The organism is Moorella thermoacetica (genome assembly GCF_001267405.1).
In the GTDB taxonomy this organism is placed as follows: Bacteria; Bacillota; DSM-521; order Neomoorellales; family Neomoorellaceae; genus Neomoorella; species Neomoorella thermoacetica.
This window is the reverse complement of the sequence record NZ_CP012369.1, coordinates 1,410,136-1,434,449: the sequence shown is the minus strand read 5'-3', so window position 1 is coordinate 1,434,449 and position 24,314 is coordinate 1,410,136. Positions and strand designations below refer to the sequence as shown.

27 protein-coding genes, 2 pseudogenes and 1 riboswitch are annotated in these 24,314 nt (G+C 53.9%); of the genes and pseudogenes, 26 read left to right on the top strand and 3 right to left on the bottom strand.

The window, feature by feature from the left end:
* Positions 1-56 precede the first annotated feature (56 nt).
* From MOTHE_RS07195 to MOTHE_RS07150, 11 genes and pseudogenes are all read left to right on the top strand, one after another.
* On the top strand, positions 57-1,247 hold the full coding sequence (locus MOTHE_RS07195; RefSeq protein WP_011392999.1) for a pyridoxal phosphate-dependent aminotransferase: 1,191 nt from the start codon (positions 57-59) through the stop codon (positions 1,245-1,247).
* Between the two features lie 101 nt (positions 1,248-1,348).
* Positions 1,349-2,182, top strand: a complete 834-nt coding sequence (ku, locus tag MOTHE_RS07190) for a non-homologous end joining protein Ku (RefSeq protein WP_053095241.1) — start codon at positions 1,349-1,351, stop codon at positions 2,180-2,182.
* Positions 2,179-3,141, top strand: coding sequence for a non-homologous end-joining DNA ligase (gene ligD, locus MOTHE_RS07185; RefSeq protein ID WP_011392997.1), 963 nt, complete (start codon positions 2,179-2,181; stop codon positions 3,139-3,141). The genes ku and ligD overlap by 4 nt, the downstream gene beginning before the upstream one ends.
* A 156-nt stretch (positions 3,142-3,297) precedes the next feature.
* Positions 3,298-3,385: riboswitch (cyclic di-GMP riboswitch) on the top strand.
* A gap of 196 nt (positions 3,386-3,581) precedes the next feature.
* On the top strand, positions 3,582-5,561 hold the full coding sequence (locus MOTHE_RS07180) for a methyl-accepting chemotaxis protein (protein ID WP_011392996.1): 1,980 nt from the start codon (positions 3,582-3,584) through the stop codon (positions 5,559-5,561).
* Complete coding sequence (locus MOTHE_RS07175; protein ID WP_053094850.1) at positions 5,561-5,776, top strand: hypothetical protein; 216 nt, start codon at positions 5,561-5,563, stop codon at positions 5,774-5,776. Before MOTHE_RS07180 ends, MOTHE_RS07175 begins: the two co-directional genes overlap by 1 nt.
* A gap of 193 nt (positions 5,777-5,969) precedes the next feature.
* Positions 5,970-6,413 carry an OsmC family protein gene (locus MOTHE_RS07170; RefSeq protein ID WP_011392995.1) on the top strand — a complete coding sequence of 148 codons (444 nt, stop codon included), beginning with the start codon at positions 5,970-5,972 and terminating at the stop codon, positions 6,411-6,413.
* Between the two features lie 172 nt (positions 6,414-6,585).
* Positions 6,586-6,846: pseudogene (locus MOTHE_RS14270) on the top strand (AAA family ATPase); the annotation flags it as partial.
* A gap of 199 nt (positions 6,847-7,045) precedes the next feature.
* A complete protein-coding gene (locus MOTHE_RS07165) occupies positions 7,046-8,380 on the top strand; it encodes an ABC transporter substrate-binding protein (RefSeq protein WP_011392994.1) in 1,335 nt (444 codons plus the stop codon).
* Between the two features lie 11 nt (positions 8,381-8,391).
* Positions 8,392-9,306 (top strand): carbohydrate ABC transporter permease, encoded by a 915-nt coding sequence (locus MOTHE_RS07160; protein WP_011392993.1) that lies wholly within the window; start codon positions 8,392-8,394, stop codon positions 9,304-9,306.
* Positions 9,296-10,114, top strand: coding sequence for a carbohydrate ABC transporter permease (locus MOTHE_RS07155; RefSeq protein ID WP_011392992.1), 819 nt, complete (start codon positions 9,296-9,298; stop codon positions 10,112-10,114). Before MOTHE_RS07160 ends, MOTHE_RS07155 begins: the two co-directional genes overlap by 11 nt.
* 26 nt (positions 10,115-10,140) lie before the next feature.
* Entirely contained in the window at positions 10,141-11,280 is a 1,140-nt protein-coding gene (locus MOTHE_RS07150) for an ABC transporter ATP-binding protein (protein WP_011392991.1), read from the top strand.
* Between the two features lie 47 nt (positions 11,281-11,327).
* Here the strand turns inward: MOTHE_RS07150 and MOTHE_RS07145 are convergent, their stop codons facing one another.
* Positions 11,328-11,870 carry a phosphatase PAP2 family protein gene (locus tag MOTHE_RS07145; RefSeq protein ID WP_011392990.1) on the bottom strand — a complete coding sequence of 181 codons (543 nt, stop codon included), beginning with the start codon at positions 11,868-11,870 and terminating at the stop codon, positions 11,328-11,330.
* 176 nt (positions 11,871-12,046) lie between these two features.
* On the opposite strand from MOTHE_RS07145, the gene MOTHE_RS13295 reads away from it, so the two are divergent.
* From MOTHE_RS13295 to MOTHE_RS07075, 13 genes are all read left to right on the top strand, one after another.
* On the top strand, positions 12,047-12,340 hold the full coding sequence (locus MOTHE_RS13295; protein WP_011392989.1) for a class II glutamine amidotransferase domain-containing protein: 294 nt from the start codon (positions 12,047-12,049) through the stop codon (positions 12,338-12,340).
* Between the two features lie 269 nt (positions 12,341-12,609).
* On the top strand, positions 12,610-13,290 hold the full coding sequence (locus MOTHE_RS07135; protein WP_025775002.1) for a response regulator transcription factor: 681 nt from the start codon (positions 12,610-12,612) through the stop codon (positions 13,288-13,290).
* Positions 13,291-13,317: 27 nt separating this feature from the next.
* On the top strand, positions 13,318-14,697 hold the full coding sequence (locus tag MOTHE_RS07130) for a sensor histidine kinase (RefSeq protein ID WP_011392987.1): 1,380 nt from the start codon (positions 13,318-13,320) through the stop codon (positions 14,695-14,697).
* Between the two features lie 115 nt (positions 14,698-14,812).
* A complete protein-coding gene (locus tag MOTHE_RS07125; RefSeq protein ID WP_011392986.1) occupies positions 14,813-15,370 on the top strand; it encodes a PepSY domain-containing protein in 558 nt (185 codons plus the stop codon).
* 213 nt (positions 15,371-15,583) lie between these two features.
* On the top strand, positions 15,584-16,402 hold the full coding sequence (locus MOTHE_RS07120) for an STAS domain-containing protein (RefSeq protein ID WP_011392985.1): 819 nt from the start codon (positions 15,584-15,586) through the stop codon (positions 16,400-16,402).
* 4 nt (positions 16,403-16,406) lie between these two features.
* Positions 16,407-16,766 carry an STAS domain-containing protein gene (locus MOTHE_RS07115; protein ID WP_201776946.1) on the top strand — a complete coding sequence of 120 codons (360 nt, stop codon included), beginning with the start codon at positions 16,407-16,409 and terminating at the stop codon, positions 16,764-16,766.
* Between the two features lies 1 nt (position 16,767).
* Positions 16,768-17,175: an anti-sigma regulatory factor gene (locus MOTHE_RS07110; RefSeq protein WP_011392983.1), complete on the top strand. Its 408-nt coding sequence runs from the start codon at positions 16,768-16,770 to the stop codon at positions 17,173-17,175.
* On the top strand, positions 17,157-17,738 hold the full coding sequence (locus tag MOTHE_RS07105) for a SpoIIE family protein phosphatase (protein WP_011392982.1): 582 nt from the start codon (positions 17,157-17,159) through the stop codon (positions 17,736-17,738). Before MOTHE_RS07110 ends, MOTHE_RS07105 begins: the two co-directional genes overlap by 19 nt.
* 18 nt (positions 17,739-17,756) lie before the next feature.
* Positions 17,757-19,076, top strand: coding sequence for a diguanylate cyclase (locus MOTHE_RS07100; protein ID WP_011392981.1), 1,320 nt, complete (start codon positions 17,757-17,759; stop codon positions 19,074-19,076).
* Complete coding sequence (locus MOTHE_RS07095) at positions 19,060-19,245, top strand: hypothetical protein (protein WP_025774989.1); 186 nt, start codon at positions 19,060-19,062, stop codon at positions 19,243-19,245. Before MOTHE_RS07100 ends, MOTHE_RS07095 begins: the two co-directional genes overlap by 17 nt.
* Before the next feature lie 49 nt (positions 19,246-19,294).
* The gene (locus MOTHE_RS07090; RefSeq protein ID WP_011392980.1) at positions 19,295-20,068 is read left to right on the top strand and encodes an HD-GYP domain-containing protein; all 774 of its coding nucleotides are present in this window, start codon (positions 19,295-19,297) and stop codon (positions 20,066-20,068) included.
* Between the two features lie 436 nt (positions 20,069-20,504).
* Positions 20,505-21,485, top strand: coding sequence for an HD-GYP domain-containing protein (locus tag MOTHE_RS07080; protein WP_011392979.1), 981 nt, complete (start codon positions 20,505-20,507; stop codon positions 21,483-21,485).
* Positions 21,486-21,740: 255 nt separating this feature from the next.
* The gene (locus MOTHE_RS07075) at positions 21,741-22,028 is read left to right on the top strand and encodes a CC/Se motif family (seleno)protein (RefSeq protein ID WP_011392978.1); all 288 of its coding nucleotides are present in this window, start codon (positions 21,741-21,743) and stop codon (positions 22,026-22,028) included.
* A gap of 23 nt (positions 22,029-22,051) precedes the next feature.
* Here the strand turns inward: MOTHE_RS07075 and MOTHE_RS13880 are convergent, their stop codons facing one another.
* Together MOTHE_RS13880 and MOTHE_RS14265 are read right to left on the bottom strand one after the other, a co-directional pair.
* On the bottom strand, positions 22,052-22,198 hold the full coding sequence (locus MOTHE_RS13880; RefSeq protein WP_235551357.1) for a hypothetical protein: 147 nt from the start codon (positions 22,196-22,198) through the stop codon (positions 22,052-22,054).
* 29 nt (positions 22,199-22,227) lie between these two features.
* Positions 22,228-22,350: pseudogene (locus MOTHE_RS14265) on the bottom strand (NAD(P)H-dependent oxidoreductase subunit E); the annotation flags it as partial.
* Between the two features lie 161 nt (positions 22,351-22,511).
* On the opposite strand from MOTHE_RS14265, the gene MOTHE_RS07070 reads away from it, so the two are divergent.
* Together MOTHE_RS07070 and MOTHE_RS07065 are read left to right on the top strand one after the other, a co-directional pair.
* Positions 22,512-23,129, top strand: a complete 618-nt coding sequence (locus tag MOTHE_RS07070) for an FmdE family protein (protein WP_053094848.1) — start codon at positions 22,512-22,514, stop codon at positions 23,127-23,129.
* A gap of 53 nt (positions 23,130-23,182) precedes the next feature.
* Entirely contained in the window at positions 23,183-24,292 is a 1,110-nt protein-coding gene (locus MOTHE_RS07065) for an iron ABC transporter substrate-binding protein (RefSeq protein ID WP_053094847.1), read from the top strand.
* Positions 24,293-24,314: the final 22 nt, after the last annotated feature.

Below are 24,314 nucleotides of genomic sequence, written 5' to 3'. Positions count from 1 at the left end.
CAAAAGCCCGGGCGGGATAAATAATAAAGCTAGCAATATTTCTGGAGGGATTTAAGATGCAACTTGCCCAGCGGGCTGCCGGTATCAGTCCTTCACCCACCCTGGCCATTGACGCCCAGGCCAAAGCCATGAAGGCTAAAGGGGTGAAGGTAATAAACTTCAGCGCCGGCGAGCCTGATTTCGGTACACCGGAGCATATCAAACAGGCAGCCATCGACGCCCTGGCAGCCGGCTTTACCCGTTACACGCCGGTAGCCGGGATTCCTGAACTGCGCCAGGCAATATGCGCCAGCCTGGCTGCCCGGGGAGTGACCTATGAACCGGCAGATATCGTCGTCTCCTGCGGCGCCAAGCATTCCCTCTATAATGCCATGCAGGTTTTACTTAACGCTGGTGATGAGGTGATCCTTAGCGCCCCCTACTGGGTAAGCTATTACGAACAGGTTAAACTCGCCGGCGGTGTCCCGGTGGTAGTCACCACCGGCCCCGACACCGGCTTTAAGTTGACGCCAGGGTTGCTGGAAGCGGCCATTACCCCGCGGACAAGGCTTTTAATCCTCAATTCGCCATGTAACCCAACCGGCGCTGTCTACAGCCGGGAGGAACTGGCAGCCCTGGCTGAAGTAATTGTTGCCCGGGACCTGATAGTCATTTCCGATGAAATTTATGCCGCCCTCCTCTACGACGGCCTGACCCACACCAGCATCGCCTCCCTGGCGCCGGAGGTAAAAGAACGGACCATCCTCATTGACGGGGTGTCCAAGACCTACGCCATGACCGGCTGGCGGATTGGCTATGCCGCTGCGCCGCGGCCCGTGGCCAAAGCCATGACGGATCTCCAGAGCCACTCGACTTCCAATCCCACCTCCATCGCCCAGAAGGCGGCCGTGGCTGCCCTGACCGGCAGCCAGGAAGCCGTGGAAATGATGCGTCGCGAGTTTGAACAACGCCGCAACCGCATCCTGGCGGGCCTGCGGGAGTTACCGGGCATCGAATGCAACCAGCCCGGCGGTGCTTTCTACGTTTTCCCCTATATCGGCAAGTTGTTCGGCCGCAAATTCCGGGGTCGGGTCCTGGGCAACTCCACCGATGTCGCTACAGCCCTGCTGAATGAATTCCAGGTGGCAGTGGTACCGGGCGTCGCCTTCGGCGCCGAACCTTACCTGCGCCTCTCCTATGCCACCTCCATGGACCAGATCGAAGCCGGCCTGGAAAGACTCCGGGCCTTTGTAACCGAACTGGAATAGTTGTGCCGATCCTGGCCGGCCCGGGGCGCCCGGGCTTTTCTTTTTGCCGTATTGCCACCCGGCCGGATGGAGATACTAGGGAAAAGCCTGAGGTGAGAGCCATGCGGCCCCTGTGGAAAGGCGCCATCAGCTTCGGCCTGGTCAATGTGCCGGTGAAGCTCTACCCGGCCACCGAGAGCAACGACCTCAAGTTCAATTACCTGCATACCCGTTGCAAAACACCCATCCAGTACCGGAAGTACTGCCCCTACTGCCAGGTGGAGGTACCGCCGGAGGAGATAGCACGCGGCTATGAATACGAAAAGGGCAAGTATGTAATCTTGCGGGAGGAAGACCTGGAGGCTATTCCCGCCGAAAAAACCAGGAGCATTAACATCATGGACTTCGTCGACCTGGAGGAAATCGACCCTATCTACTTCTCCCGCTCTTACTACCTGGCCCCGGCCGACATGGGCCAGAAGCCTTATCTCCTCTTGAAAAAGGCTATGGAGGAGACGGGCAAGGTGGCCGTCGCCCGGGTAACTATCCGGAGCCGGGAATCCCTGGCGACGGTCAGGGTCTATGGCCCGGCCTTGGTAATGAGCACCATGTTTTACCCCCGGGAGGTAAGACCTGTAACCGGGATGCCGGAACTGGACTTCCAGGTGAACCTCCGCGAGAACGAGGTGAAGATGGCTGTTACCCTGATCAAGAGCATGGCAACCAGTTTCCAGCCGGAGAAATATACGGACACCTACCGCCAGGCCCTGCTCCAGGTCATCGAAGCCAAAATCGCCGGGGAAGAAGTAGAGGTTCCGGCCCGGCCGGAGGCCGGCAAAGTAGTCGATCTCATGGAGGCCCTGAAAGCCAGCATCGAACTGGTCAGGCAGGAAAAGGAGAAAGTTGCTGCCGACGTCGAGGACCGCAAGCCCCGCCGCCGGCGCAAAACTTCATGACCACTACCGGAGCCGGCCTGCCCCTGTTCCAGATCAGGCCTATGCTCGCCGTAATCAGCAGGCCCTTCGATTCCCCGGATTTCTTGTATGAAATAAAATGGGACGGCTATCGTTGCCTGGCCTACCTTGAGGGACAAACCCTCCTCCAATCCCGCAACCTCCTGAACATTACACCCACCTTTCCCGAACTGGCCAGCCTCCACCAGCGGGTAAAAGGGCAACCGGCAGTACTGGACGGGGAGATTATCGTCCCCGGGAAGGATGGCAAGCCTTCCTTCAGCCTCCTCCAGGGGAGGGGCCGCCTGGGAGACCCCCTTAAAGTAAGGCAGGCGGCCAGGCGCATGCCGGCCATCTTTGTCGCCTTTGACCTCCTTTATTACCAGGGCGAAAACATTATGCCGGAGCCCCTCCGCTGGCGCAAAGAAAGGCTTCAGGAGGCATTAGCGCCGGGGGAGAACCTGATTGTCTCCAGTTTTATTGAAAACTATGGTATGAAGTTCTATGAGGCCTGTGTTGGCCAGGGGCTGGAAGGAGTGATGGCCAAGGAACTGGACAGCCCTTACCTCCCCGGTAAACGCTCACCCCGATGGCGCAAATTCAGGCACACCCGGGCGGGGGAGTTTATTATTGCCGGCTATGAACCGGGAGCCGGCGGGCGTCTCCTGGGGTCCCTCATCCTGGCGGAATGCCGGGAGGGGCAGCTGGTTTACCGCGGCAAGGTGGGTACAGGCTTTGACCGGCAGGAGGAAAAGAAGTTGCTGGTAGAGTTGCAGCAGCTCCAGCCCGGGCCGCCGCCTTTTAAGGAAAACATCCCGGAGCTAAGGAAGCCCCGGTGGGTGCAACCCCGGCTGGTTTGTACGGTGGAGTACCTGGAGCTGACCCCGGACGGCCGCCTCCGTCACCCCACTTACCGCGGCCTGCGCTGGGATAAGGCTCCATGGGAATGCACCTCGACCTGAAGAAGATTTATTACAAACAAAACCACGGTATTTTTGAATCTTTAAGAACCAATTTAATTATGGAACGTTATTTTAGAATCGTTGCAAATCCTTGAATAACATGTTATAATACTTGTCGCTTGGGTCCATAATTTGTCGATATGTGTAAACTTAACCATCAACAAAGGGCAAACCTGTCGAAAGGCAGGGACGCAAAGCCATGGGCCTAAAGCCCGACAAGGGCTATGGTTGCCAGGTTGCCGGTAGCCGGGGTACTTCTTTTTGCTACCGTAACGGAAAGGAGGGAGCTTCCGGTGCGGAGGCTTTTATTATTTGGTTCTGATACACGACCTGCTAAGGAACCATGCGGGACAATGCCAGATGACAGTCATGATTAATTCGGCTTTAATTACAGTGCATGGCCAGCTTAGCCAAATTATATTCGAGAAGGGAAGACGATTATGAAGCTTAAAATCGCCGATAGTATTAGCAGCCGGTTACTAGCGCTGTTCCTTATTTTATCCTTGATACCAGCCATTATTATCAGCCTGGTTAACTTTTATTTCAGTAAGGCCCAATTTACAGCTAACACCTATTTGACCCTAAGGCAAATTACCACCAGTATGGCCGAAAATGTGAACGATTGGATTAACAGCCGTTTAACGCAAATGGATAAGGATGCAACTGCAAGTGTCCTGCAATCAAATGATAAAGAGCAAATTAGAGCTTTTGTAAAGATGGTAGCTGAGCAGACGGTTGATGCCAATTTAGTTTTTTTTGCCGGGACTAACGGTATGGTAATTCCATCCAGCGGGCCAGAAGTCAATATTAGCGATAGGGATTATTACCAGCAGGCCATCAAAGGCAAGGCCGCTATTTCCAATTTGGTTATCAATAGAAGCACCGGCAAAGAGGGCATAACCATAGCTGTACCGGTTAAAGGGCCCGGGGGGATTATCGGTATACTGGGTACCCATTATGACAGCCAGACACTATTACACCAGATAAACAACAGCAAGTACGGGCGGACGGGTTACGCCTACATGCTCGATAACACGGGCGTGGTCATGGCCCACCCGGATGCTAAAAAAGTTTTGAACGAAAACCTGACGAAAACTGAATCCCAGAGCCTGAACAATGTCGCCCAGAAAATGCTGCAAAATAAAGAAGGAGAAGATGAGTATATCCGCAATGGTGTCCGGAACCTGGTCGCCTATGCCCCGGTTAAAGCAACCGGCTGGGTAGTAGCCATGACGGCCCCCACCAGTGAAGTATACGCCGGGGTCACTGCCATGCAACGTTTTAACATTATCCTTATTACCCTTGCTGCCATCCTCATAGCCCTGCTGGCCTTTTATATCAGCCGAAAGATAGCCAGGCCCATTATCACCCTGGCGGGGCAGGCCGATGTTTTAGCCACAGGCAACCTGCAGGTAGACATTAACACCAACTTCTACGGTGAGCTGGGGACTTTAGGCCGATCGTTAAAGACTATGGTCACCAACCTGCGGTCCATAGTCCAAAAAGTTCAGGATAGCGCCAACCAGATAGCCTCTTCCGCCCAGGAGTTCAGCGCCTCTACGGAGGAAGCTTCCCGGTCGGTGGAGCAGGTGGCCAATGCCATTCAGGATATGGCCCGGGGCGCCAACGACCAGGCTACCCAGTCCCAGAATATAGCGGAATTGGTCAATAACATCACCGGTGCCATTGGCTCAACCAGGGACAGGGTAGAAGCCCTGGCCAGGTATTCGGAACAAACCGGGGAGCTGGTGGACGACGGCCTGGCGTCTATGGAAAACCAGAACGACAAGATGGCGGAAAACCTGCAGGCAGCGCAAGCTGTCAGCGAAGCTATCAATAAGCTGGCCCGGGGGGCACGGGAGGTGGGTCAGATCCTGGAAACAATCACCAGCATTGCCGACCAGACCAACCTGCTCGCCTTGAATGCGGCCATCGAGGCAGCCCGGGCCGGAGAACACGGGCGGGGTTTTGCCGTAGTCGCTGAAGAAGTGCGCAAACTGGCCGAAGGTTCGGCCCAGGCAGCGAGTGAGATCGGCCAGATTGTCCAGAAGATCCAGGACGAGGCCCAGGGGGCGGTGGCAGAAATGGATAAGGCTAAAGTCATTGTCGACGCCCAGCAGGATGCCGTTAATCATGCCAACGAGGTATTCCAGAACATCTCTCAGAAGGTAAAGGCCATGGTCAAGGGCATCGAAGAAATAGCCGCCGCAACGGAGCAGATAAACAATGAGGCCCGGAAAATTACGGAAGCTATCCAGGGGGTGTCGGCAATAGCCGAGGAGAATGCGGCGGCAGCTGAAGAGATATCGGCCAGTACCGAAGAACAGAGCGCCACGGTGGAGGAAATCGCCGCCTCGGCCAATGCCCTGGCCAGCCTGGGGCAGGAACTGCAGCAGCTCATTGCCCGATTTAAGCTGTGATGCTGGAAAGGACTAATGCCAGCCCCTGTCCGGGCCCAGGGGAGGATGGTGTCCGGCAGGAAAAAGACACACTTGTTAACCTCAATGCCCTCGAAAACTTGATGACGGAATACCTGGGTTTGCTGCCGGAAGGGGAAAAACGTTACCTCAGGCGCATGATTTGCGGCCAGGTAGAAATTTTAATCCATGACCTCCTCAGGCGACTTGCAGATTAAACAGGAACCACCGCCAGTATGACCAGGCGGTGGTCTTTTCAACCTATATTCAGTACCTTAATTTCCTGCATTGACCCTCACAGGGACGAAGCGATCGTCCGGGCCGTTTAAAACTCCGGCACCGCGGCCATAACCTTGCTCCCCGGTGACAGCAGGTGTATAATAGCAAAAAATAGTAGTAGGAGGGTAAAAAATGCAAGTCACCGTAACGTGGGAAGGGGAAAAAATGCGTCTCAAGGGCGTGGGGGCTTCCGGCCAGCCGGTTGCCATGGATGCCGGTACGGATCACGGTGGCCAGAACCAGGGGGCCAGGCCCTCCGAAGTCCTCCTCATGGGTATGGCCGGCTGTACGGCCCTGGATGTCCTGACTATCCTGCAGAAAAAGCGTCTCTCCCTGACTTCCTTTGCCATTGATGTCGAGGCCGACCGGGCGACGACTGACCCAAAGGTTTTCACCTCCGCTACCCTTATTTACCGCCTGGAGGGGCCTGACCTGCCCGAGAGCCAGGTTAAGCAGGCCATTGAGTTATCCTTGAGTAAATACTGTGGCATGGTCAATACCATGAAAAAGGCCATGCCCATCTCGTATTGCTATGAGATTAACGGTAGCCGCAGCGCCGTCGAACCCGCACCTTAAAAAGAAACCGCTACCGGGGTACCCTCTCTTGTAGCGAGGCGGACCAGCCAACCTGAAACGGCTAATGAGCTGTATTAACGCTCGGGTATCCTAACCTGGCAGACGCCAGGTTTTTCTTTTGGATAAGGGCGTGGCGTGACAGCGGGGGAGCCGGGAACAGGAAGGAAACCGGCGACAGCGTCTGGGCATCGCCGACGTTATCCTAAAAGATCCAACCATTATTATCCTCGACGAGCCCACCCTGGGTATTGATCCCGAGGGCGTGCGGGAGTTGCTCTCCCTTATTGTCCGCCTCTCCCGGGAAAGGGGTAAGACCATCCTTATATCCTCCCACCTGCTGCACTAGGTTTAGCAGATCTGCGACCGGGTGGGAATCTTTGTCAGCGGCAGGCTACTGGCCGTAGGACCGGTGGCCCTCCTGGGGCAACAGGTTAGGGCCGGTAGAACTTAATAATATCGCAGGGTGGGTTGTATATCGAGCCTCCCCCTTGCGTTTATTGAGGCTAAAAGCCTGACGGGAATTTACGTTATTTTTACATTATCTTAAATTTGATTTAATTGGTGTTTAACTTTAACGCAATACTTCCATAGTAAAATAAACCTTGCTGATAAAATAAGATAGGAGGGAGAAGATGATAAACTGTAAGTGGCGTAAACCCCTGGGAATTGCCCTGCTAGTGGCAACCATGGCGAGTAGCCTGGTGACAGGTTGCGGTCCGGGAAACCCGGCGAAAGGTACCGGCCAGGAGAAGACAGGCGGTAAGGTAACAACAATTGAATACTGGCATGTTAACTCGGAAAACTTTGGCGGGCAGACCGTCCGCGATCTGGTGCAGAAGTTTAACGAACAGCACCCGGACATTAAAGTAGTTGAAAAGTTTCAACCCAACATGTACCTGGGGTTAATGCAAAATTTACAGGCCGCCCTGGCGGGGGGCCATCCTCCGGCAGTAGCCCAGATTGGCTATAATTACCTTGACTACGCCACCGCCAACTTGCCCCACCTGCCGGTAGAAGACGCCGCTAAAAAGGATCCCGAGGGGCAGGCTTTTCTAAATAACTATCTGCCCAATATCTTAAACCTGGGCCGGGTTAACGGCAAACTGGAAGGTATGCCCTATTCCATCAGCAACCCTGTCCTATATTACAACGCCGACATGTTTAAAGCAGCCGGCCTGGATCCTCAAAATCCACCTAAGACCTGGGCCGAGGTACGGGATATGGCCAGGATAATCAAAGAGAAAACCGGCAACTACGGCCTTTATGTGCAGGAGCCTTCCGACAACTGGGCCCAGCAGGCCATGATGGAGTCCAATGGCGCTCAGGTACTGACCAGGACGGGAGGTAAGGCCAGCGCTACCTTTGATAGCCCCGAAGCCATAGAAGCTTACCAGTTGATGGCCGACATGGTTTTAAAGGATAAGACGGCCTTGCACGCCACCTGGGAGGAAGGTACCCAGGCCTTTATTACGGGAAAAGTGGGAATGTATGTTACAACTATTGCCAGGAGAAATTATATTGAAACTTCTTCTAAGTTTAAGGTTTTAGCGGCTCCTTTTCCAACCTTCGGTAACAAACCGCGGCGGGTCCCGGCCGGAGGTAATGCCCTGTTTATCTTCGCTAAAGATCCTGACCAGCAAAAGGCTGCCTGGGAGTTCATCAAGTACCTGGAATCCCCCGAGGCTTTAACAACCTGGACCAAAGGTACTGGCTATCTGCCTCCCCGGAAAGATGTGACCGAAGATCCCAACTACCTGAAACCTTTCATGGACCAGAATCCGTTAATGAAGCCGGCGGCAGCTCAGCTTCCCGACGCTGTTCCCTGGGTAAGTTTTCCCGGCAATAACGGTCTTCAGGCCGAACAGATCCTCCTGGACGCCAGGGATGCCATCCTCGGCGGTCGCCAGTCGGCAGCAGAAGCCCTGAAGGAAGCCGTGGCTAAGGTAAATAAATTAATCGGCAATTAAGGTGACGTAGAATGAAAATCGCAAGGGAAACCAGTCCAAGGTTTGCTGCCATCAAGGGTTATCTGGTACCCGGGGGATGCCTTGCCCCCGCCCTGGCTTTCCTGGCGCTATTTACCTTCTGGCCCCTGGTATCCACCCTGAAATTAAGCTTTTACCAGTGGAATATGGTTAGCCCTACCCCCAAATGGGTGGGGTTAACCAATTACCTGGAAATACTTCGGAGCCGGGAGTTCTGGTTGGCCTTCTGGCATACCCTGGAGTATACCTTAATTTTACTGGCACTGAATCTGGCTCTGCCCTATATTACCGCCTATATCCTGTCGCGCCTGGTCGTTAAGGGGCAAAACTTTTACCGGGCTTTGATTTTCCTACCCAGCGTTCTTTCCCTGGCGGTGGCCGCCGTTATCTTCCTCTGGCTATACAACCCCCTGGCGGGGCCGGTTAATGCCCTCCTGCGGTTATTAGGACTGCCGGCGCCCCCTTGGTTGAGCAGCTACGGGTGGGTTATCCCAGCCCTGACTGTGATTACTGCCTGGAAGAGTTTTGGCTACAACTTTATTGTCCTTCTGGCCGGTATGGTGGCGGTACCCCAGGAGCTCATTGAAGCGGCCAGGTTGGAGAAAGCCTCCAACTGGCAGATTTTCTGGTGGATTGTCCGCCCTTTGACCTCAGGAACGGCTCTCTACGTCCTGGTTATGACGGTAATCATTGGTTCCCAATATGTTTTTGTGCCCATCCAGATGTTAACCAACGGGGGGCCAGACCAGGCCAGCACCAACCTGGTATTCCTGATTTACCAGTACGCCTTTAACTTCTTCCAGGCCGGCAAGGCAGCAGCAGCGGCTGTGATAACGCTGGTAATCTTTGGTGGCCTGCTTTTTCTGCAAAAACGAGTCCTGGAGAAGGGGGTCTATTATGAAAACTAAAATCCCGTGGTGGCATTTCTCGCTGCTGCTGGTGGTCCTTGGGTCATTGCTCCCTTTGATATGGATGCTTGCCACCGCCTGGAAAACGCCGGAACAAGTTTTTAATGCTTCATTAAACCCCTGGCCGTACCCGGCGACGGCGGCCAATTTTGCTTATGTTGTGGGGGCTATTCCCCTGGGGCGTTATATTTTGAACACCTTCATAATTGCCTTCATAGTAACGGCAGCCAAATTACTGACCAGCATCCTGGCAGCCTATGGCTTTACCCAGTTTTCTTTCCGCGGCCGGGAAACCCTGTTTTACCTTTGCCTCTTAAGCATCTTCGTCCCTTTTACGGTAACCATGATGCCCAATTACCTCTTTATGTCAAGAATGGGATGGCTTAACACCTATACAGGGGTGGCGCTTCCCCAGATGGCCGATGCCCTTGGCATTTTCCTGTTGCGGCAGAGTATCCGCAGCATCCCTCCATCCCTGGTGGAAGCCGCCCGCCTGGACAGGGTGGGACATGGCAGGATATTAGGGCGCGTGCTCCTGCCGGCGATAAAGCCGAGCCTGATCGCCCTGGGTATCCTTTTCTTTATCAATACCTGGAACGAATATTTCTGGCCCCTTTTAATGATCAATGACAAGAGCATGTACACTTTGCCCCTGGCATTACAGATGTTTACCAACCTCGAGGGAGGAACTAACTGGGGGGCGATGATGGCGGCGGCGACCCTGGCTTCATTGCCACCTCTGGTCGCTTACCTCCTGGCCCAGCGTTATGTAATGGATACTTTTGTTCAGTCGGGGTTGAAGGGGTAAGAGCTTTTAAGGAAGGAGTTGAAAATATGCCGGTAATAGCCGGGGATATTCTTTTTGACAAAGTACGAAAAGTTTATGGCCGGGTAACGGCGTTGCAGCAACTGGACCTCAAGGTCGAGGCCGGGGAACGACTGGTACTCCTGGGTCCGTCAGGTTGTGGCAAGACGACAGCCTTACGCCTGGTAGCCGGTCTGGAAAGGGTGACCAGCGGTAAATTGTACTTAAACGGCCGGCTGGCCAACAATCTGGAACCCGGTGAGCGGGATGTGGCCATGGTCTTCCAGAACTATGCCCTCTATCCCCATATGACGGTATGGGAGAACATCGCCTTTGGACTGCAGGTGCGGCGGGTGGCGAAGGAGGAAATTAAAGCCAGAATTAAGGAGGCTCTGGCTATCCTCGGCCTGGAAGGATTGGAGGAGCGCCGGCCACGGGAATTGTCAGGAGGGCAGCGCCAGCGGGTGGCCCTTGCCCGGGCTATAGTTAAACAGGCCCCCTATTTCCTCCTGGATGAGCCCCTTTCTAACCTGGATGCCCAATTGCGTACCCAGGCCCGCAGTGAGCTGGTACGCCTGCATCGGAAACTGAATTCGACCATGATCTATGTTACCCATGACCAGGTAGAGGCCATGACCATAGGGCAGCGGATAGCCATCCTGGCAGGCGGCGTCCTGCAGCAGGTAGATACCCCGGAGAATATCTACAACCGCCCGGCCAATACCTTTGTGGCCAAATTTATAGGCAACCCGCCCATGAACCTCTTGCCGGGAATAGTAAAAGGGAACCAGTTGTTCCTCGGCGAAGGTCTCAAACTTATAATACCAGGCAACTGGAGCGCCTGGCTCCTGGGTAAGTCCCAAAGCAAGGTGATCATGGGCCTTAGGCCCGAAGACGTTACCTTGAGGGAAGAAGGGGTAGCCGAAGGGGAAGGCCTGCCAGTACGAATTACCTGGCGAGAAAATTGTGGTAAGGAGAGATTATATTACCTGGCAGCCGGCGACAAGGAGCTAATAGCTTCTTTCAGCGAGGGCCGTACGGAACCCCGGGGAGGAGAATTATGGCTGACCATTGACTGGAATAAGGTTCATTTCTTTACCGAAGGGAATGGCAATTCCCTGGGTTACCCCTGGAATACCCGGGAGTTGTCGCTAAAGGCTTATGCCTGAAAGGCAGAACTATGCCCGGCCTGGCCACCGTCCGGTGGCCAGTTTTCTTACGGCAGCATCAGGGCCAGACGCCGGGCTACAGGGAGTACCAGCGGCCAGAGGTGTTCGATGACCAGGCTGGCTATAATACCAACCACGGCGCCGCCGATGACATCCGAGGGATAATGGACCCCTACGTAAACCCGGGCGACCATTGTTAACAGCGACAGGACCATCATGCCGTAATACATCCCCTTAGCCCGGGTGCTCCATGTCAGAGCCCAGGCCAGGGTGGCATGGTCGCTGGGAAAGGAAGAATCTTGAGCGTGGGAGATTAAAAGCTTTACCTGGTGATGGACAAAGGGGCGGGGACGGTAGTAGCAGGTACCAATAATCAGGTTCAAGGACAGAGCCAGGGAGGCTGCCGCTGCGGCCCTGAGGACCATTAGGCGTTCCTCACCCGCTTTTTCCTCCTTCTTGGCAAACCACAGGTATACCAGGGGCAGCACTAGAAAGATTGGGCCGTAAAGAGCCAAAAAGCGCATTACCAGGTCAACATTATGCCAGTGCCCGGCTAAATTATTTATACCCGTGAAAAGAAGCCAGTCCATTTTAAAGACCTCCTTTTTTTACCCTTTCTCCTCCTTCGGGTCTGAAAGATTTTTTGCCCCGGTTCCTAATATACCCCCAGGAGATTAAAGCTCCATTAAAAGGCTTAACAGACCGGGTTATTTTTTTAAATTAAGAGCGTATGGCCTTCCCTGCCAGCAGGCTTTAAACACAGGGAATGTTCCGGGGGGCTTCCTACCTCTGCCGCGGGCTGGTTCGTTCACCCGTGACCATGCAGGTGGTGGTTATTGCCGGGCATAATGAGCGGAAAGGACGAAGAGGCTATGTGCGGTATCGGTGGCATCGCCTGCGCGGGGCAGATGAGGTCCCGCCAGTGGGACAACTTACGGCCATGGCCTGGGCCATGGCCCATCGCGGTCCCGATGACCAGGGCCTCTACCGGCAACCCGGTATCGGCCTTTGCTTCCGGCGCCTGAGTATTATCGACCGCCGGGCGGACACCAACCCATAGGCAACGAAGACGGCAGCATCTCGAAATTTCAAGGGACAGTATACAGCCTGAAGATTAAAGGGGCATTAAAAGGCCAAAGTATGGGCGGCGGCAAAAACCGGTTTTTTCATCTAATTTTAATCTTATTGTGTTACCATAAATAATTAGATTTAGATTTAAGGGTCTCCCTGCCTCTAACCTGCTCCGGGAGTAGGTAAATCCAACCTGAGGGGAGCGAAAGCCTGGTCATGGGGAGACCGGCTGCAAGCCTTTGGGTACCAGGCGGCGATATGCGGATCCTGGTCGTTGAGGACGAAACCACCCTGGCCAATACCCTGGCCCGTTGCCTGCGGGAGGAAGGATACGCCACCGACATTGCCTACGACGGCGAAGAGGGGGTCGCCTTCGCGGAAACAGTGGTCTATGATTTGATAATTTTGGACCTCATGCTGCCCCGGCTGGATGGCATGGAAGTTATCCGGCGCCTGCGGAATGAACGCATTGAGACCCCGGTCCTTATGCTGACGGCCCGGGATACGGTGGCCGACAAGGTCAGAGGACTGGATGCCGGCGCCGACGATTACCTCACCAAGCCCTTTGCCCTGGCTGAACTCCTGGCCCGGGTCCGGGCCCTGCTGCGGCGGGAAAGCGACAATAAGAGCACTGTCCTGCAGGTCGGGGACCTGGTGATGGACACGGTGTCCCGCCAGGTACGCCGGGGCGACCGGGAAATTAACCTTACTAATAAGGAATACGCCCTGCTGGAGTACTTGATGCGCAATCCCAACCGGGTCCTGACCCGCACCCAGATAGCCGAACACGTCTGGGATTATGATTTCAGCGGCATGTCCAATATAGTCGATGTCTATATCCGCTACCTGCGGCGCAAGATAGACGATAATTTTGAACCCAAGTTACTCTATACCATTCGCGGCAGCGGCTATTGCCTCCGGGAACCTGGTAAAAGCTAGGCCTAGAGGGGCATGGGAGGCTTTAACTTGCGGCAGAAATTTTCCACCTGGCTCCGCGGTATTCCCCTGCGGTGGCGGCTGACGGCCTGGTATGTTTTCTTGCTGGCCTTGATCCTGGCCGGCTTCAGCGCTTTTATTTACTTTAACATGTCCCGGAGCCTGAAACAGGGCCTGGATTCTTTATTATTCTCCCAGGGGGAACAGGTTTTAAGCAGCCTGGACAACGAGAACGGCCTGCCACGCCTGGACCCCAATTTGCCCCTCCTGCCCGGTACTTACTTTGGCCTTTACGACACCGGAGGTAAAGTCCTGGATACAAACATGCCGGCGGACCTGGCTACCGGCTTCCAGGTGAAGGGCTTAACGGCCAGCCGGCCCGCAACAGTGGAGATTAAGGGGGCCGAATGGCGGGTGCTCCTGGTCCCGGTAAGGGAAAAAGGCCAGCAACCTTACTGGGTCCTGGTTGTACGCTCGGTCGAAGAGACCGAAAAGCCCCTGGACCGCCTGCTGTTATTTATCCTTATTGCCATCCCCATGACCCTGCTGGTGGCGGCGGGAGGGGGTATTTTCCTGGCCCGGCGGGCGTTGCAGCCTATTGATAGAATTGCCGCCAAAGCCCGCCAGATCAGCGCTACTGACCTGAGCCGGCGCCTGGACCTGCCCCACGGTAACGACGAGGTGGGGCACCTGGTGGCCACCCTGGACGAGATGCTGGATCGCCTGGACCGGGCCTTTCAGCGCCAGCGGCAGTTTACTGCCGACGCCTCCCACGAATTTCGCACCCCCCTGGCCGTCATCCGCAGCCAGGCCGAAGCGGCCCTACAGCGGCAGCACTCGCCGGCAGAGTACCGCCAGGCCCTGGAAATAATCCGTGATCAGGCGGAGTGGATGGGTAACCTGGTCGCCAAGTTATTGCTTTTGGCCCGGAGCGACGACAGGATGGAACAGATGGAGATGGAACCCCTGGATTTGGGCGAACTGGTGGAAGGCGTCACGGCCGAATTCCAGGGGATGGCGGCGGAAAAGGGCCTGAGGCTGGTAAAAAAAATTAAGGAAAAAGTGGTCGTTCGCGGGGATCAGACACGCTTGACCCAGCTCCTGGCCAATCTGGTGGATAATGCCATCAAATATACGCCGGAAGGGGAGGTGGTCGTCAGCCTGGAACGGCGCGGCCGGCAGGCCCTGCTGCAGGTGCAGGATACGGGAGTAGGTATCCCGGAGGAACATCTGGCCCATATCTTTGAGCGATTCTACCGGGTCGATAAAGCCCGTTCCCGGGCGGAAGGGGGCTTTGGCCTGGGACTGGCTATCTGCGACTGGATCGTCCGCGCCCATAACGGCAAAATTGAGGTAGAAAGTGCGGTGGGGCGGGGAACAACCTTTAAAGTATGGTTGCCGGTTGAATGAAGGGTTACATTAAAAAACTCTAATCTTCCATTAATAACCCTTTAATTCAAAGGTCTTATTCTATAATCGTCGGGTACCCGATAGATTAAATTTACGAAAGGGGAAAGGTAAGGATATGAACAAAAAACTCCTTGCCTCGCTAACGACAGGTGTTATGTTGCTGGGTGCGGCCACTGGAATTGGCGTATTTGCCAACCAGCCGGCAAAAGCGGCTGCTGCCTCCATCCCTGCCATAGCCCAGAGTGCCGCCACGGTTAATCCGGCGCCGGCTAACGGGCAGCAGGTGCAAGCCAGCCAGCAGCAGCCTGCATACAACGCCAGCATCAAAGTAGCCAACTCGCAAAATGATAATGGCACCGAAGTTAACGAGACCACCGAAAAACAGAACGAAGCTGCCGAAAGCCAGGCCCTGCAGGCCAGGGCCAAGATTACTGCTGATGCTGCTAAAAGCGCAGCCTTGAAGGCAGTCCCGGGAACGGTAAAAAAAGTTGCCCTGGACAATGAAAATGGCAACCTCGTCTACAGCGTAGAAATCCAGGCTGCCAGCGGCAGCATAGACGTAAAGGTAGACGCCGGCAACGGCCAGGTGCTGGCCCAGGACCAGGATAGCGGCCAGGATAATGAAAAAGGAGCAAAGGGTATCGATAACGATAATATTCAAGTGGAACAGTAAAGGTAGAAGAGTGAAAGGTATATAGGTAAAAGCCAGGAAGGGGATAGCCGGGATGGCTCCAGGTTATCCCCTCGTTCGTTTTTGCCCGAGAAACTTGGGCTGTTGTTGCTGCCTTGGACGCGGGGATACCAGGTAAAATTTTCTTGACGGTAAAAAAGGCTCCCCCTATAATTAGGGTTATAGAATAATGTCAAATTAAGGAGGAAAGCGTCGGTGGATATATGTGGAGAACTAAAAGCAGAGAACATTGTCGAAAAGGCTATAAATTTGTTGAGTAAAGAAGACCAGGCGGGGGTCCATTTTAATGAAATATCAGCTTTAACCCGTGATTTTTGCCGCGCCATCTTGAGCGATCTCGAACAATCTGGCTTTACTACTTCAGAACTCGAAAAGGAAATAGCAGATAAAGTAAAAATAATGTTTGCCCAGGGATATCATATCGAGGTTCTTCAACTTATATTAGAAAAGATTTTAGACAGCTTTATAAGCGTTATCCGGGAGCAGTATCATGACCTGCAAGCAGCAGCATCTTACATTACCACAGTCAGGGACCATATTTTTAAAGGCACATCTTTTTTACTAAAAATGGCTTTGCAGACCCAGCGCGAGGTAATCCAGAAGCAAAACGAGGCCTTAATGGAGCTATCGACACCGGTAATACCCCTTATGCAGGATATTCTTTTATTGCCGTTAATCGGTACTATCGATACCAGGCGGGCTAAAGAAATAATGGATAATCTCCTGGAAGGTATAGTGCGCTACCAGGCCGAGGTTGTCATCATTGATATCAGCGGCGTGCCGGTAGTAGACACCCAGGTTGCCCATCACTTGATTAAAACTGTCAAAGCCGCCAGGCTTTTAGGAAGCCGTTGCATTCTGGTGGGTATCAGGCCGGAGCTGGCCCAAACAATTGTCCGTCTGGGGATCGATTTTCCGGATATTATTACCAAAAATAACCTCCACGCCGGGCTGGAACTGGCCTTTCGCTGGCTGGGCTACAGGCTGGAGCGGGTGGAGCACGACCATGAGTAGCCGGGTGCCCATCCTGAAAGTGGACGATTACTGGGTAGTGGCCATTGAAGAAACCCTGCACGATCAAAGCGTTATCCAGTTTAAAGAGGAATTATTACATAATATCACCGGGGTTGCGGGTAAAGGCCTGGTAATTGATATCAGTGCCCTAGAAGTGGTGGATAGTTTTGTGACCAGGGTACTCATAGAAATCAGCAGGCTGGCTGAATTGCTGGGGCTGCCTTTTGTCCTAACAGGTATCAAACCGGCTGTAGCCATCACTTTGACGGAGATGGGCCTGGATCTCCGGGGCATGGCGACGGCATTAAACCTGCAAAAAGGGCTGGATAAACTTAAAAATCTAGCCCGAATGGAGCAGCGATAATATGAATCTCAAACAAACCCTCCCCATCACCAGCGAATATGATATAATTACCGCCCGGCAAGCGGCGCGGGAAATAGCCCGGCAAATCGGTTTTAATACCGTCGATCAGGTGAGGATAGCCACGGCTGTTTCCGAACTGACTCGCAATGTGGTCCTTTATGCCGGCTTCGGTAAAGTGGACATCGAAGTGGTAACCAGGGGAGAACGGCAGGGTATCGAGATCACCGTCAGTGATCAGGGACCAGGCATCGCCGATATAGAACTGGCTTTACGCGATGGTTACTCTAGTAGCAATGGCCTGGGCGCAGGCCTGTCTGGAGCCAGGCGGTTAATGGATACCTTTTTTATAGAATCCCGGGTTGGCCAGGGTACCACTGTCCGGATCGGGAAGTGGAAAAACTGGAAGTAGGCATCTACACCCGTGCCAGGGAGGGGGAAATAGCCTGCGGCGATGCCTGCCTGGTAAAAAGGGTAGAAGGTGTAATTTTTCTGGCCGTAGGGGACGGGATTGGCCACGGTCCTGAAGCCGCCCGGGCCGCGGAGATAGCTATCGCCTCTATGGAATCCAGCATGAATACCGGGCTGGTAAACATATTCCAGCTCTGTCACCGGGAGTTAAGGGGCACCAGGGGAGCCGTTGCTGCCCTTTGCCGGGTTGATCGGAGGCAGGGTCTCTGGCAGGCAGCCATAGTGGGTAATATCCATGTCAAAATCCTAAGTGCCAAGGGAATTATTACTCCTCTGGCCACACCTGGCATCCTGGGCTATAATTACCCGCACCAGTTATTGATCGCGAAAGGATCTTATCAAGAAGGCGATTTATTTTTAATCCATTCGGACGGTATTCAGGAAGGCGCTGTTCCCCTGGCCTTACTGGCAAACTACCGGCTTACTGCAGAGGAACTGGTCCGGTTGATAGGGGAAAAGTATGGCCGCCGGGATGATGACGTTGCCGTTATAGTTGCCAGGTAAATAGGGGGCGATCCTGGTATGGAAATACAATGGCAGGAAACTTACTTCAAACTATTACACCAGTACAGTCTACAGCAGAGTGAGGCCATCCTTTATGAAGCCTCCAAGCTTAGCAAGGCCCTGGTGGAGAAGGGTGTAGGCCCCGAAGATATTGTTCAATTTCACCTTGAGGCCCTGGAAAAGCTTTTCAAGGATATTTCGCCCCTCCGGGTACCGGGTCTGATTCTTATTTCCTTTGATCTACTGCTGGAAGTGATGATGGCTTATGCTTTGAATTTCAGGGAATATTTGGAAGTAAAAAACAAGCTCATTGAGCGACTGGAAAACTTTAATCAAGAATTGGCGGCTGCCAACCGTGCCCTGGAAATGAAAGTCAAAGAGTTATCTGTTATCCAGGAACTGACGAAAGAATTGGGATCCTGCCTGGACCTTGATCGGACGGCCGGGATAATCACCAGGCACCTGCAGGAATTGCTTAATTGCGAAGTCAATCTATATATTATCAGTAGTAACGGTGAATGGCAGGGCTATACCCCCGATGATGACCCTGAGGCCGTCAGTATAAGCAAAAATATTGATGTCCCGCCCCCGGTCCTGGAAGCCAGGGGCGGGGAGGCCGTCAGGGTGGAAGGTCGGGACTTGACATTGCCCCTGGTAGTTGATCGGGAGGTTGGCGGCGCAATCTATTTACAAAGGGACGATAGCTTCAGCGCCGACGAGTTTCGGCTGGCGGATATTATCGCCGGCTATGCTGCCCTGGCCATCGAGCGCGCCCGGCTGTATGAAGCCATGAAGTTCCAGGCAACCATTGACGCCAAAACCGGTTTGTATAATTACCAGCACATGATGCACCTGCTGGAAAAGGAGATTGCCCGTGCCAGGCGTTACCAGCGTACCTTTACCATCGCCATGCTTGATATCGATGACTTTAAAATTTACAACGATACCCATGGTCACCACCAGGGAGACAAGGCCCTGCAGAAAATAGCGGCCCTCATCAAGGCCAACATCCGGGAAGTAGATATAGCAGCGCGCTATGGTGGCGAGGAATTTGTCATTATCATGCCGGAAACATCTGCTTTAGAAGCGAGTGTAGTGGCCGAAAGGGTACGGCGAGCCATCATGAATGCTGGTATCGCCAACGTAGGATGCGGTCCGGACAGGCTGCTGACGGTAAGCATCGGCCTTGGTACTTATCCCCACGATGCCACGACGGCCGGGAAATTGATTGACGCCGCCGATAGCGCCCTTTACGAAGCCAAGCGGTGGGGAAAGAACGTAGTGCGGGTTTACAGTAAGACTGACAGGCGGCGATCCGGCGATGCAGAAGTACTTTAATTCCCGGCTCCTGGCGATTATTATAGCTTTGTTCATTATCGGCGTTATCGGCCAGACCTTCTGGCTGTATGTACATATGATTGAATTAGCAGGCGAGTATTATCAGACGGCGCGGGATAGCTATGTGGCTCTGTACCCTCTGGCAGACGGTAAAGCCGTTGCATCATGATATCCAGGAGAATGAGGTCTGGATAGCAAATCAATTTTTTTAATCTCAATTGCCGGGCTACATCGGCGCTATTCGCAATTATGCCTGCTTTTATGAGGGGACCCTGCTAGTAGCTGCCTTTAATTACCCGGCGCGGGTCACGGCCTATGAGCGGGATGTCCTGCAGAATCTGCTGACCTATAGCCGCTTCTTGCAGCTGGTGGCGGGGCAAATCCGGGATACGGAGGAGGCCTTTCACTATACCATCCAGGCCCTGGCCCGGGCCGCCGAGGCCAATGACGACGATACGGGTAATCAGATCGTCCGGGTGGGCAGCTTTGCCCGGGAGCTGGCCCGGGGCCTTGGCTGCCTGCCAAATTTCTGCCGGGAGATCGCCCTGGCGGCCCAGATGCACGACGTGGAGAAGATTCATATCCATCCCGATATTTTACGGAAACCGGGCCGGTTAACCCCGGATGAATGGCGGCTGATGCAGCAGCATACCATTTATGGCGCCAGGATCTTAGGAGATGCCCCCCGGTTGCAGATGGCCCGGGAAGTGGCCCTGCACCACCATGAAAAATGGGACGGCAGCGGCTATCCGGCCGGCTTGCAGGGTGAGGCTATTTACCTGGCAGGCAGGATTGTGGCCCTAGCCGACATTTATGACGCCTTGAGAAATAAGCGCAGCTATAAACCTGCTTTTAGCCATCAGGAAGCCTGCCGCATTATTACTGTGGGCGATGGGCGGGTCCAGCCGGGACACTTCGACCCGGCGGTTCTGGCGACCTTCCAGCGGATTGCCTCCCACCTGGAGGAGATTTATGAAACCTTGAAGGATTGAAAGGTGGGTGATAAAGCTTATCATCGTCCCAGCGAAAAGAAAAAAGTTTGCTGGAATTTGGAGGATATCCGGGATATATAGCGAAGTAAAAACAAAAAACATATAGGAGATAAGGATATGTCGCTTGTTGCCATTAATACCATAATCCTCCTCTGGGGGGGATATTTTACCAGTACTAGCAGGAGATATAATTTTCCTGTACCCTCCCTTAAATACCATCCCCTCCTGTTTATCCCTCCCGGGTATTCCTGCAGCTTGCCGGGGCGAGCGCCTGTCTTCTCTTGTGCTTTCCCCGGTTTTAATTTTACCTGCCTGCTTCGCTCACCCCCGGACGTTGGCCGTAATAATGTGGGTGAGCAACCCCTGATGATAACTGGCAAGTAAGATTTGCAGCAATTTTTTATTTCCAATTCGCGGCTTTCAGGGGGCAAATTAAATGAGGGGCAGAGGTACAAACCCAGCTATTTTTGACCTGATTTTTCCCGGCCCTACGAAGAAGATATTGCTGCGGGGCGTAGCTGTTGTATCTTTGGCTTCGATAACCCTAATCAATTCCCGTGCCTGGAGCCTGCCGGCCCAAATCATTTTGGACTTCCTCTATCTCGGTCCGGTAACTTTAGCCGCAATGAATTCCTTGATGGAGGGCCTGGTGACCGCCATGGCGGCGGGCTGCCTGCGCCTCTTTGTCAATCCATTAATTTTTTCTACTTCAGGAACCAAAGATTATGTCAATTTCATAGTGGTGACAAGTTTTTATCTCTTAGACCCGGTGATCGTAGAGTTTTTGAGGCGCCTGATCTGGCAGCGGCAGCAATTGCAACACCATTTATATATAACTACGACAGCTCTGCTGGAGGCTTTGCAGTTGCGCGATCGTTATACCGGCCAGCATTCGCGCCAGGTGGCCGGGTATGCCCGCCGGATAGCAGCCGGTTTGGGTTTATCCCTGAACTACCAGGACAGCCTTTACCTGGCCGGGTTACTCCACGACGTGGGGAAAATCGGCATTGATGACGGCTGTTTGAACAAACCCGGCCGGCTGACGGCGGAGGAATGGCAAACCATCCGCCGCCACCCGAGATTAAGCTACAGGATAATCAAAGAGGTAACAAGCCAGGAAGAAATTATTGCCCGGGCAGTCCTCTATCACCACGAGCGCTTTGATGGCCGGGGCTACCCCGAGGGGCTGCGGGGAGAAGCTATTCCCCTGGAAGCCCGGATTTTAAGCGTGGCGGACTGCTTTGATGCCATGACCACCGATAGGGTTTACCGGCCCGCCCTGAGCGTGGATGAGGCCATCCGGGAATTGAAGCGCTGTGCCGGCAGCCAATTTGACCCTCGGGTGGTGGAAGTCTTCTGCCGCCTTTTAACGGAGCGGGAAGGAATACCAGAAGCGAACGAAGCTACTGGTGAGTAACACCAGTAGGCAGGTATGCCGGCTGCAAATAGATTTACTGCTACCAACACCGCCGTTGAAGCCCAGAAGACGGTGCCGCCTGGGCGGCGTGGACATCTGCAGCCAGGATAAACGGCAGCGGGTAGAGGCTGGCCCTGCTTCCACCATTAAAAAATTCTAATCGAGCATTAATAGCCCTTTAATCGATAGTTTTTCAGGTGGCAAAATTAGAGTATAATGTCAGGGAGGCCTAATCTTGGAGGGTAACATAACAAAATGAAGGTAACCATCGAGGAGACTGCCAGAGAGTTTATCCTTAAGCGCGGCGGGGCGGTGACGGTGCGATTAGAAACCATCGGTACAGCCGGCGGGCCGGCCATCGAAGCCGTGGTCTATACCAGCGTGCCGGCGGACAAAGAGAATTATGAAGAGATAGAGACACCGGAAGGTATCCGGGTTTATGTGAAACGCGGCGATCCGGTGGATGAAGCCGGCCTCAGGCTGGAGAGGAAACGGGTAGGCTATAACCTGCGCCTGGTGGCCAGGGGAATCGGCATATGGTAAGCTGACAAAGGAATATTAGGGCCTCAATGAGGGGCCGGTATTGTTCCCGGGTGCTTTGCAGGTCGTTCGTACTGGTGATCATCGGCCAACCCCTTAACCCAGTAGGGCGATAGAATACCGGCCATATCGCCGGCCTTGACCTGGCCGTAGATGTCGTCGTTGACGGGCACCACCGGCGCCAGGCCGCAGGCCCCATGCAGCGGGTGGAGTGGAGGGAGAAGAGCCCGTCCGGGGTGGTATCATCGTCGTCGAGGCCTAGTTCTTTTTTAAAGGCCTGGAAGATCTCCTGGGACCCCACGACGTAACAGAAAGTACCCGGCAGATGCCAAGTCTTTTAGCAAACTAGCAGGAAATTCCGCCGGAATGGCGAATATAATAGGCACAACCATGAAGGTTGGTTGATGTAACCACGGAGGGTACTGAGCCCCCTGCAGGGGGTACCTGACGTGGTTATTTTTTGTATTTTGAAGGAGGAGATAGAAAATGGATGATAACCTGAGAGATTGGGATAGGGCTGTGGCTTTCCACGGGCACACCTGCCCGGGCCTGGCCATTGGCTACCGGGCCGCTAAAATCGCCCTCCGGGAACTGGCCGCCGGGCGAGCCAGCGACGAAGAACTGGTAGCCATTGTGGAGACAGATGCCTGCGGGGTGGATGCCCTCCAGGTACTTACCGGCTGTACCCTGGGCAAAGGCAATCTCCTTTACCGGGACTACGGCAAGCATGTTTTTACCGTTGGGAACAGAAACACCGGTGCTGCCGTCTGCGTGGCTTTTACAGGCGGTAGCTGGCAGGAAGATGAGGAGTACCGGCAATTAAGGGCCAGGGTGCTGGGAGGCCAGGCGACGCCGGCGGAGAAGGAAACCTACGGCCGTTACCAGGAACAGCGTTTGCAACATATCCTGGAGGCGCCGGAGGAGGAAATATTTAAAGCAGAGCATGTAGAACTGGTCCTGCCACCCAAAGCACGTCTTTTTAATTCCGTGACCTGTAGCTTTTGTGGTGAGCCGGTAGCTGAAGTCCGGGCCAGGGTAAGGGAAGGCCGCTTTGCCTGCATCCCCTGCGCCGAGAAATATAGCCGCGGCTGGGGTGAAGATTAATCTTGGCAGGCGGCTGGATAAATAACGAAGCAAATCAGGAGGGCTAATAAGCTTTGAAGAAAGTAATCTATATTACTATAACCCTGTTTACTGCCCTATTTATCCTGGCGGGTTGCGGCCCTCAAGCCCACCCGCCAGGGACAGCGCAGCCGAAGGTAAAAGTAACCGATCTGGTCGGCCGGGAGGTAGAGGTTACTGTTCCGGCAAATAAAGTGGTAGCCATTGGCCCCGGTGCCCTGCGGCTGGTCTGCTATGTAAATGGCGCAGGCAAAGTTGTGGGTATAGAAAACCTGGAAAAGCAACAGCCTGCTGGTAGGCCCTATATTTTAGCTTATCCGGAATTAAAGGGTAAGCCGGTAATTGGCCAGGGTGGGCCTGATTCTACCCCGGACGCGGAGAAACTGGCCAGCGTTCAACCAGACGTAATTTTTGCAGCCAGCCTGCTGGATAAATCCCAGGCCGACGAACTCCAGGCCAAGACGGGCGCCCCGGTGGTGGTGCTGAGTTACGGCAAGCTGGCCACCTTTGATGAGGATGTGTACCGGTCGCTAGAGCTGATTGGCAGGATCATCGGCAATGAAAAAAGGGCGGGGGAAGTTGTCACCTACCTTAAAAACTGCCAGCAGGACTTAAATGCGCGGACTAAGGGTATACCTGCCGACAAGAAGCCCTCGGTTTATGTGGGCGCCCTGGGCATGAAGGGTACCCACGGCATCGAGAGCACCCAGGCCCAGTATCCGCCTTTCGTTGCTGTTAACGCCCGGAATGTAGTTGACGCTACCGGTAAAACGGGGAGCGTCATGATCGACAAGGAAAAGCTTTTAAGCTGGAACCCCGACATTATTTTTATCGATGAGGGCGGTTTAAATATCGTAGTCGATGACTATAAGAAGAACCCCCATTTTTACCAATCCCTGGGCGCGTTTCAAAAAGGAAATGTTTATGGCCAGATACCGTATAATTATTACACTACCAACATCGATACTGCCCTTGCCGACGCTTATTACGCCGGCAAAGTGATTTTCCCGGAGCAATTTAAAGACATCGACCCGGCCAGGAAGGCCGATGAGATTTACCAGTTCCTCCTGGGTAAACCTTTGTATGAACAGATGGCCAGGGATTTTGGCGGGTTTAAAAAGCTGGACCTGACAAAAGTGCCATAAAGGTTTTGGGAATTCCAACAAC

Bases quoted from the DNA above. Each gene is read 5' to 3' on its own strand.
- MOTHE_RS07180 (WP_011392996.1), top strand. From the start codon at position 3,582: ATGAAGCTTAAAATCGCCGATAGTATTAGCAGCCGGTTACTAGCGCTG.
- MOTHE_RS07145 (WP_011392990.1), bottom strand. From the start codon at position 11,870: ATGGACTGGCTTCTTTTCACGGGTATAAATAATTTAGCCGGGCACTGG.
- MOTHE_RS07160 (WP_011392993.1), top strand. From the start codon at position 8,392: ATGAAAATCGCAAGGGAAACCAGTCCAAGGTTTGCTGCCATCAAGGGT.
- MOTHE_RS07110 (WP_011392983.1), top strand. From the start codon at position 16,768: ATGAATCTCAAACAAACCCTCCCCATCACCAGCGAATATGATATAATT.
- MOTHE_RS13295 (WP_011392989.1), top strand. From the start codon at position 12,047: ATGTTCCGGGGGGCTTCCTACCTCTGCCGCGGGCTGGTTCGTTCACCC.
- MOTHE_RS07175 (WP_053094850.1), top strand. From the start codon at position 5,561: ATGCTGGAAAGGACTAATGCCAGCCCCTGTCCGGGCCCAGGGGAGGAT.
- MOTHE_RS07070 (WP_053094848.1), top strand. From the start codon at position 22,512: ATGGATGATAACCTGAGAGATTGGGATAGGGCTGTGGCTTTCCACGGG.
- ligD (WP_011392997.1), top strand. From the start codon at position 2,179: ATGACCACTACCGGAGCCGGCCTGCCCCTGTTCCAGATCAGGCCTATG.
- MOTHE_RS07080 (WP_011392979.1), top strand. From the start codon at position 20,505: ATGAGGGGCAGAGGTACAAACCCAGCTATTTTTGACCTGATTTTTCCC.
- MOTHE_RS07135 (WP_025775002.1), top strand. From the start codon at position 12,610: ATGCGGATCCTGGTCGTTGAGGACGAAACCACCCTGGCCAATACCCTG.
- MOTHE_RS07150 (WP_011392991.1), top strand. From the start codon at position 10,141: ATGCCGGTAATAGCCGGGGATATTCTTTTTGACAAAGTACGAAAAGTT.
- MOTHE_RS07095 (WP_025774989.1), top strand. From the start codon at position 19,060: ATGCAGAAGTACTTTAATTCCCGGCTCCTGGCGATTATTATAGCTTTG.
- MOTHE_RS07155 (WP_011392992.1), top strand. From the start codon at position 9,296: ATGAAAACTAAAATCCCGTGGTGGCATTTCTCGCTGCTGCTGGTGGTC.
- ku (WP_053095241.1), top strand. From the start codon at position 1,349: ATGCGGCCCCTGTGGAAAGGCGCCATCAGCTTCGGCCTGGTCAATGTG.
- MOTHE_RS07165 (WP_011392994.1), top strand. From the start codon at position 7,046: ATGATAAACTGTAAGTGGCGTAAACCCCTGGGAATTGCCCTGCTAGTG.
- MOTHE_RS07075 (WP_011392978.1), top strand. From the start codon at position 21,741: ATGAAGGTAACCATCGAGGAGACTGCCAGAGAGTTTATCCTTAAGCGC.
- MOTHE_RS07195 (WP_011392999.1), top strand. From the start codon at position 57: ATGCAACTTGCCCAGCGGGCTGCCGGTATCAGTCCTTCACCCACCCTG.
- MOTHE_RS07170 (WP_011392995.1), top strand. From the start codon at position 5,970: ATGCAAGTCACCGTAACGTGGGAAGGGGAAAAAATGCGTCTCAAGGGC.
- MOTHE_RS07100 (WP_011392981.1), top strand. From the start codon at position 17,757: ATGGAAATACAATGGCAGGAAACTTACTTCAAACTATTACACCAGTAC.
- MOTHE_RS07125 (WP_011392986.1), top strand. From the start codon at position 14,813: ATGAACAAAAAACTCCTTGCCTCGCTAACGACAGGTGTTATGTTGCTG.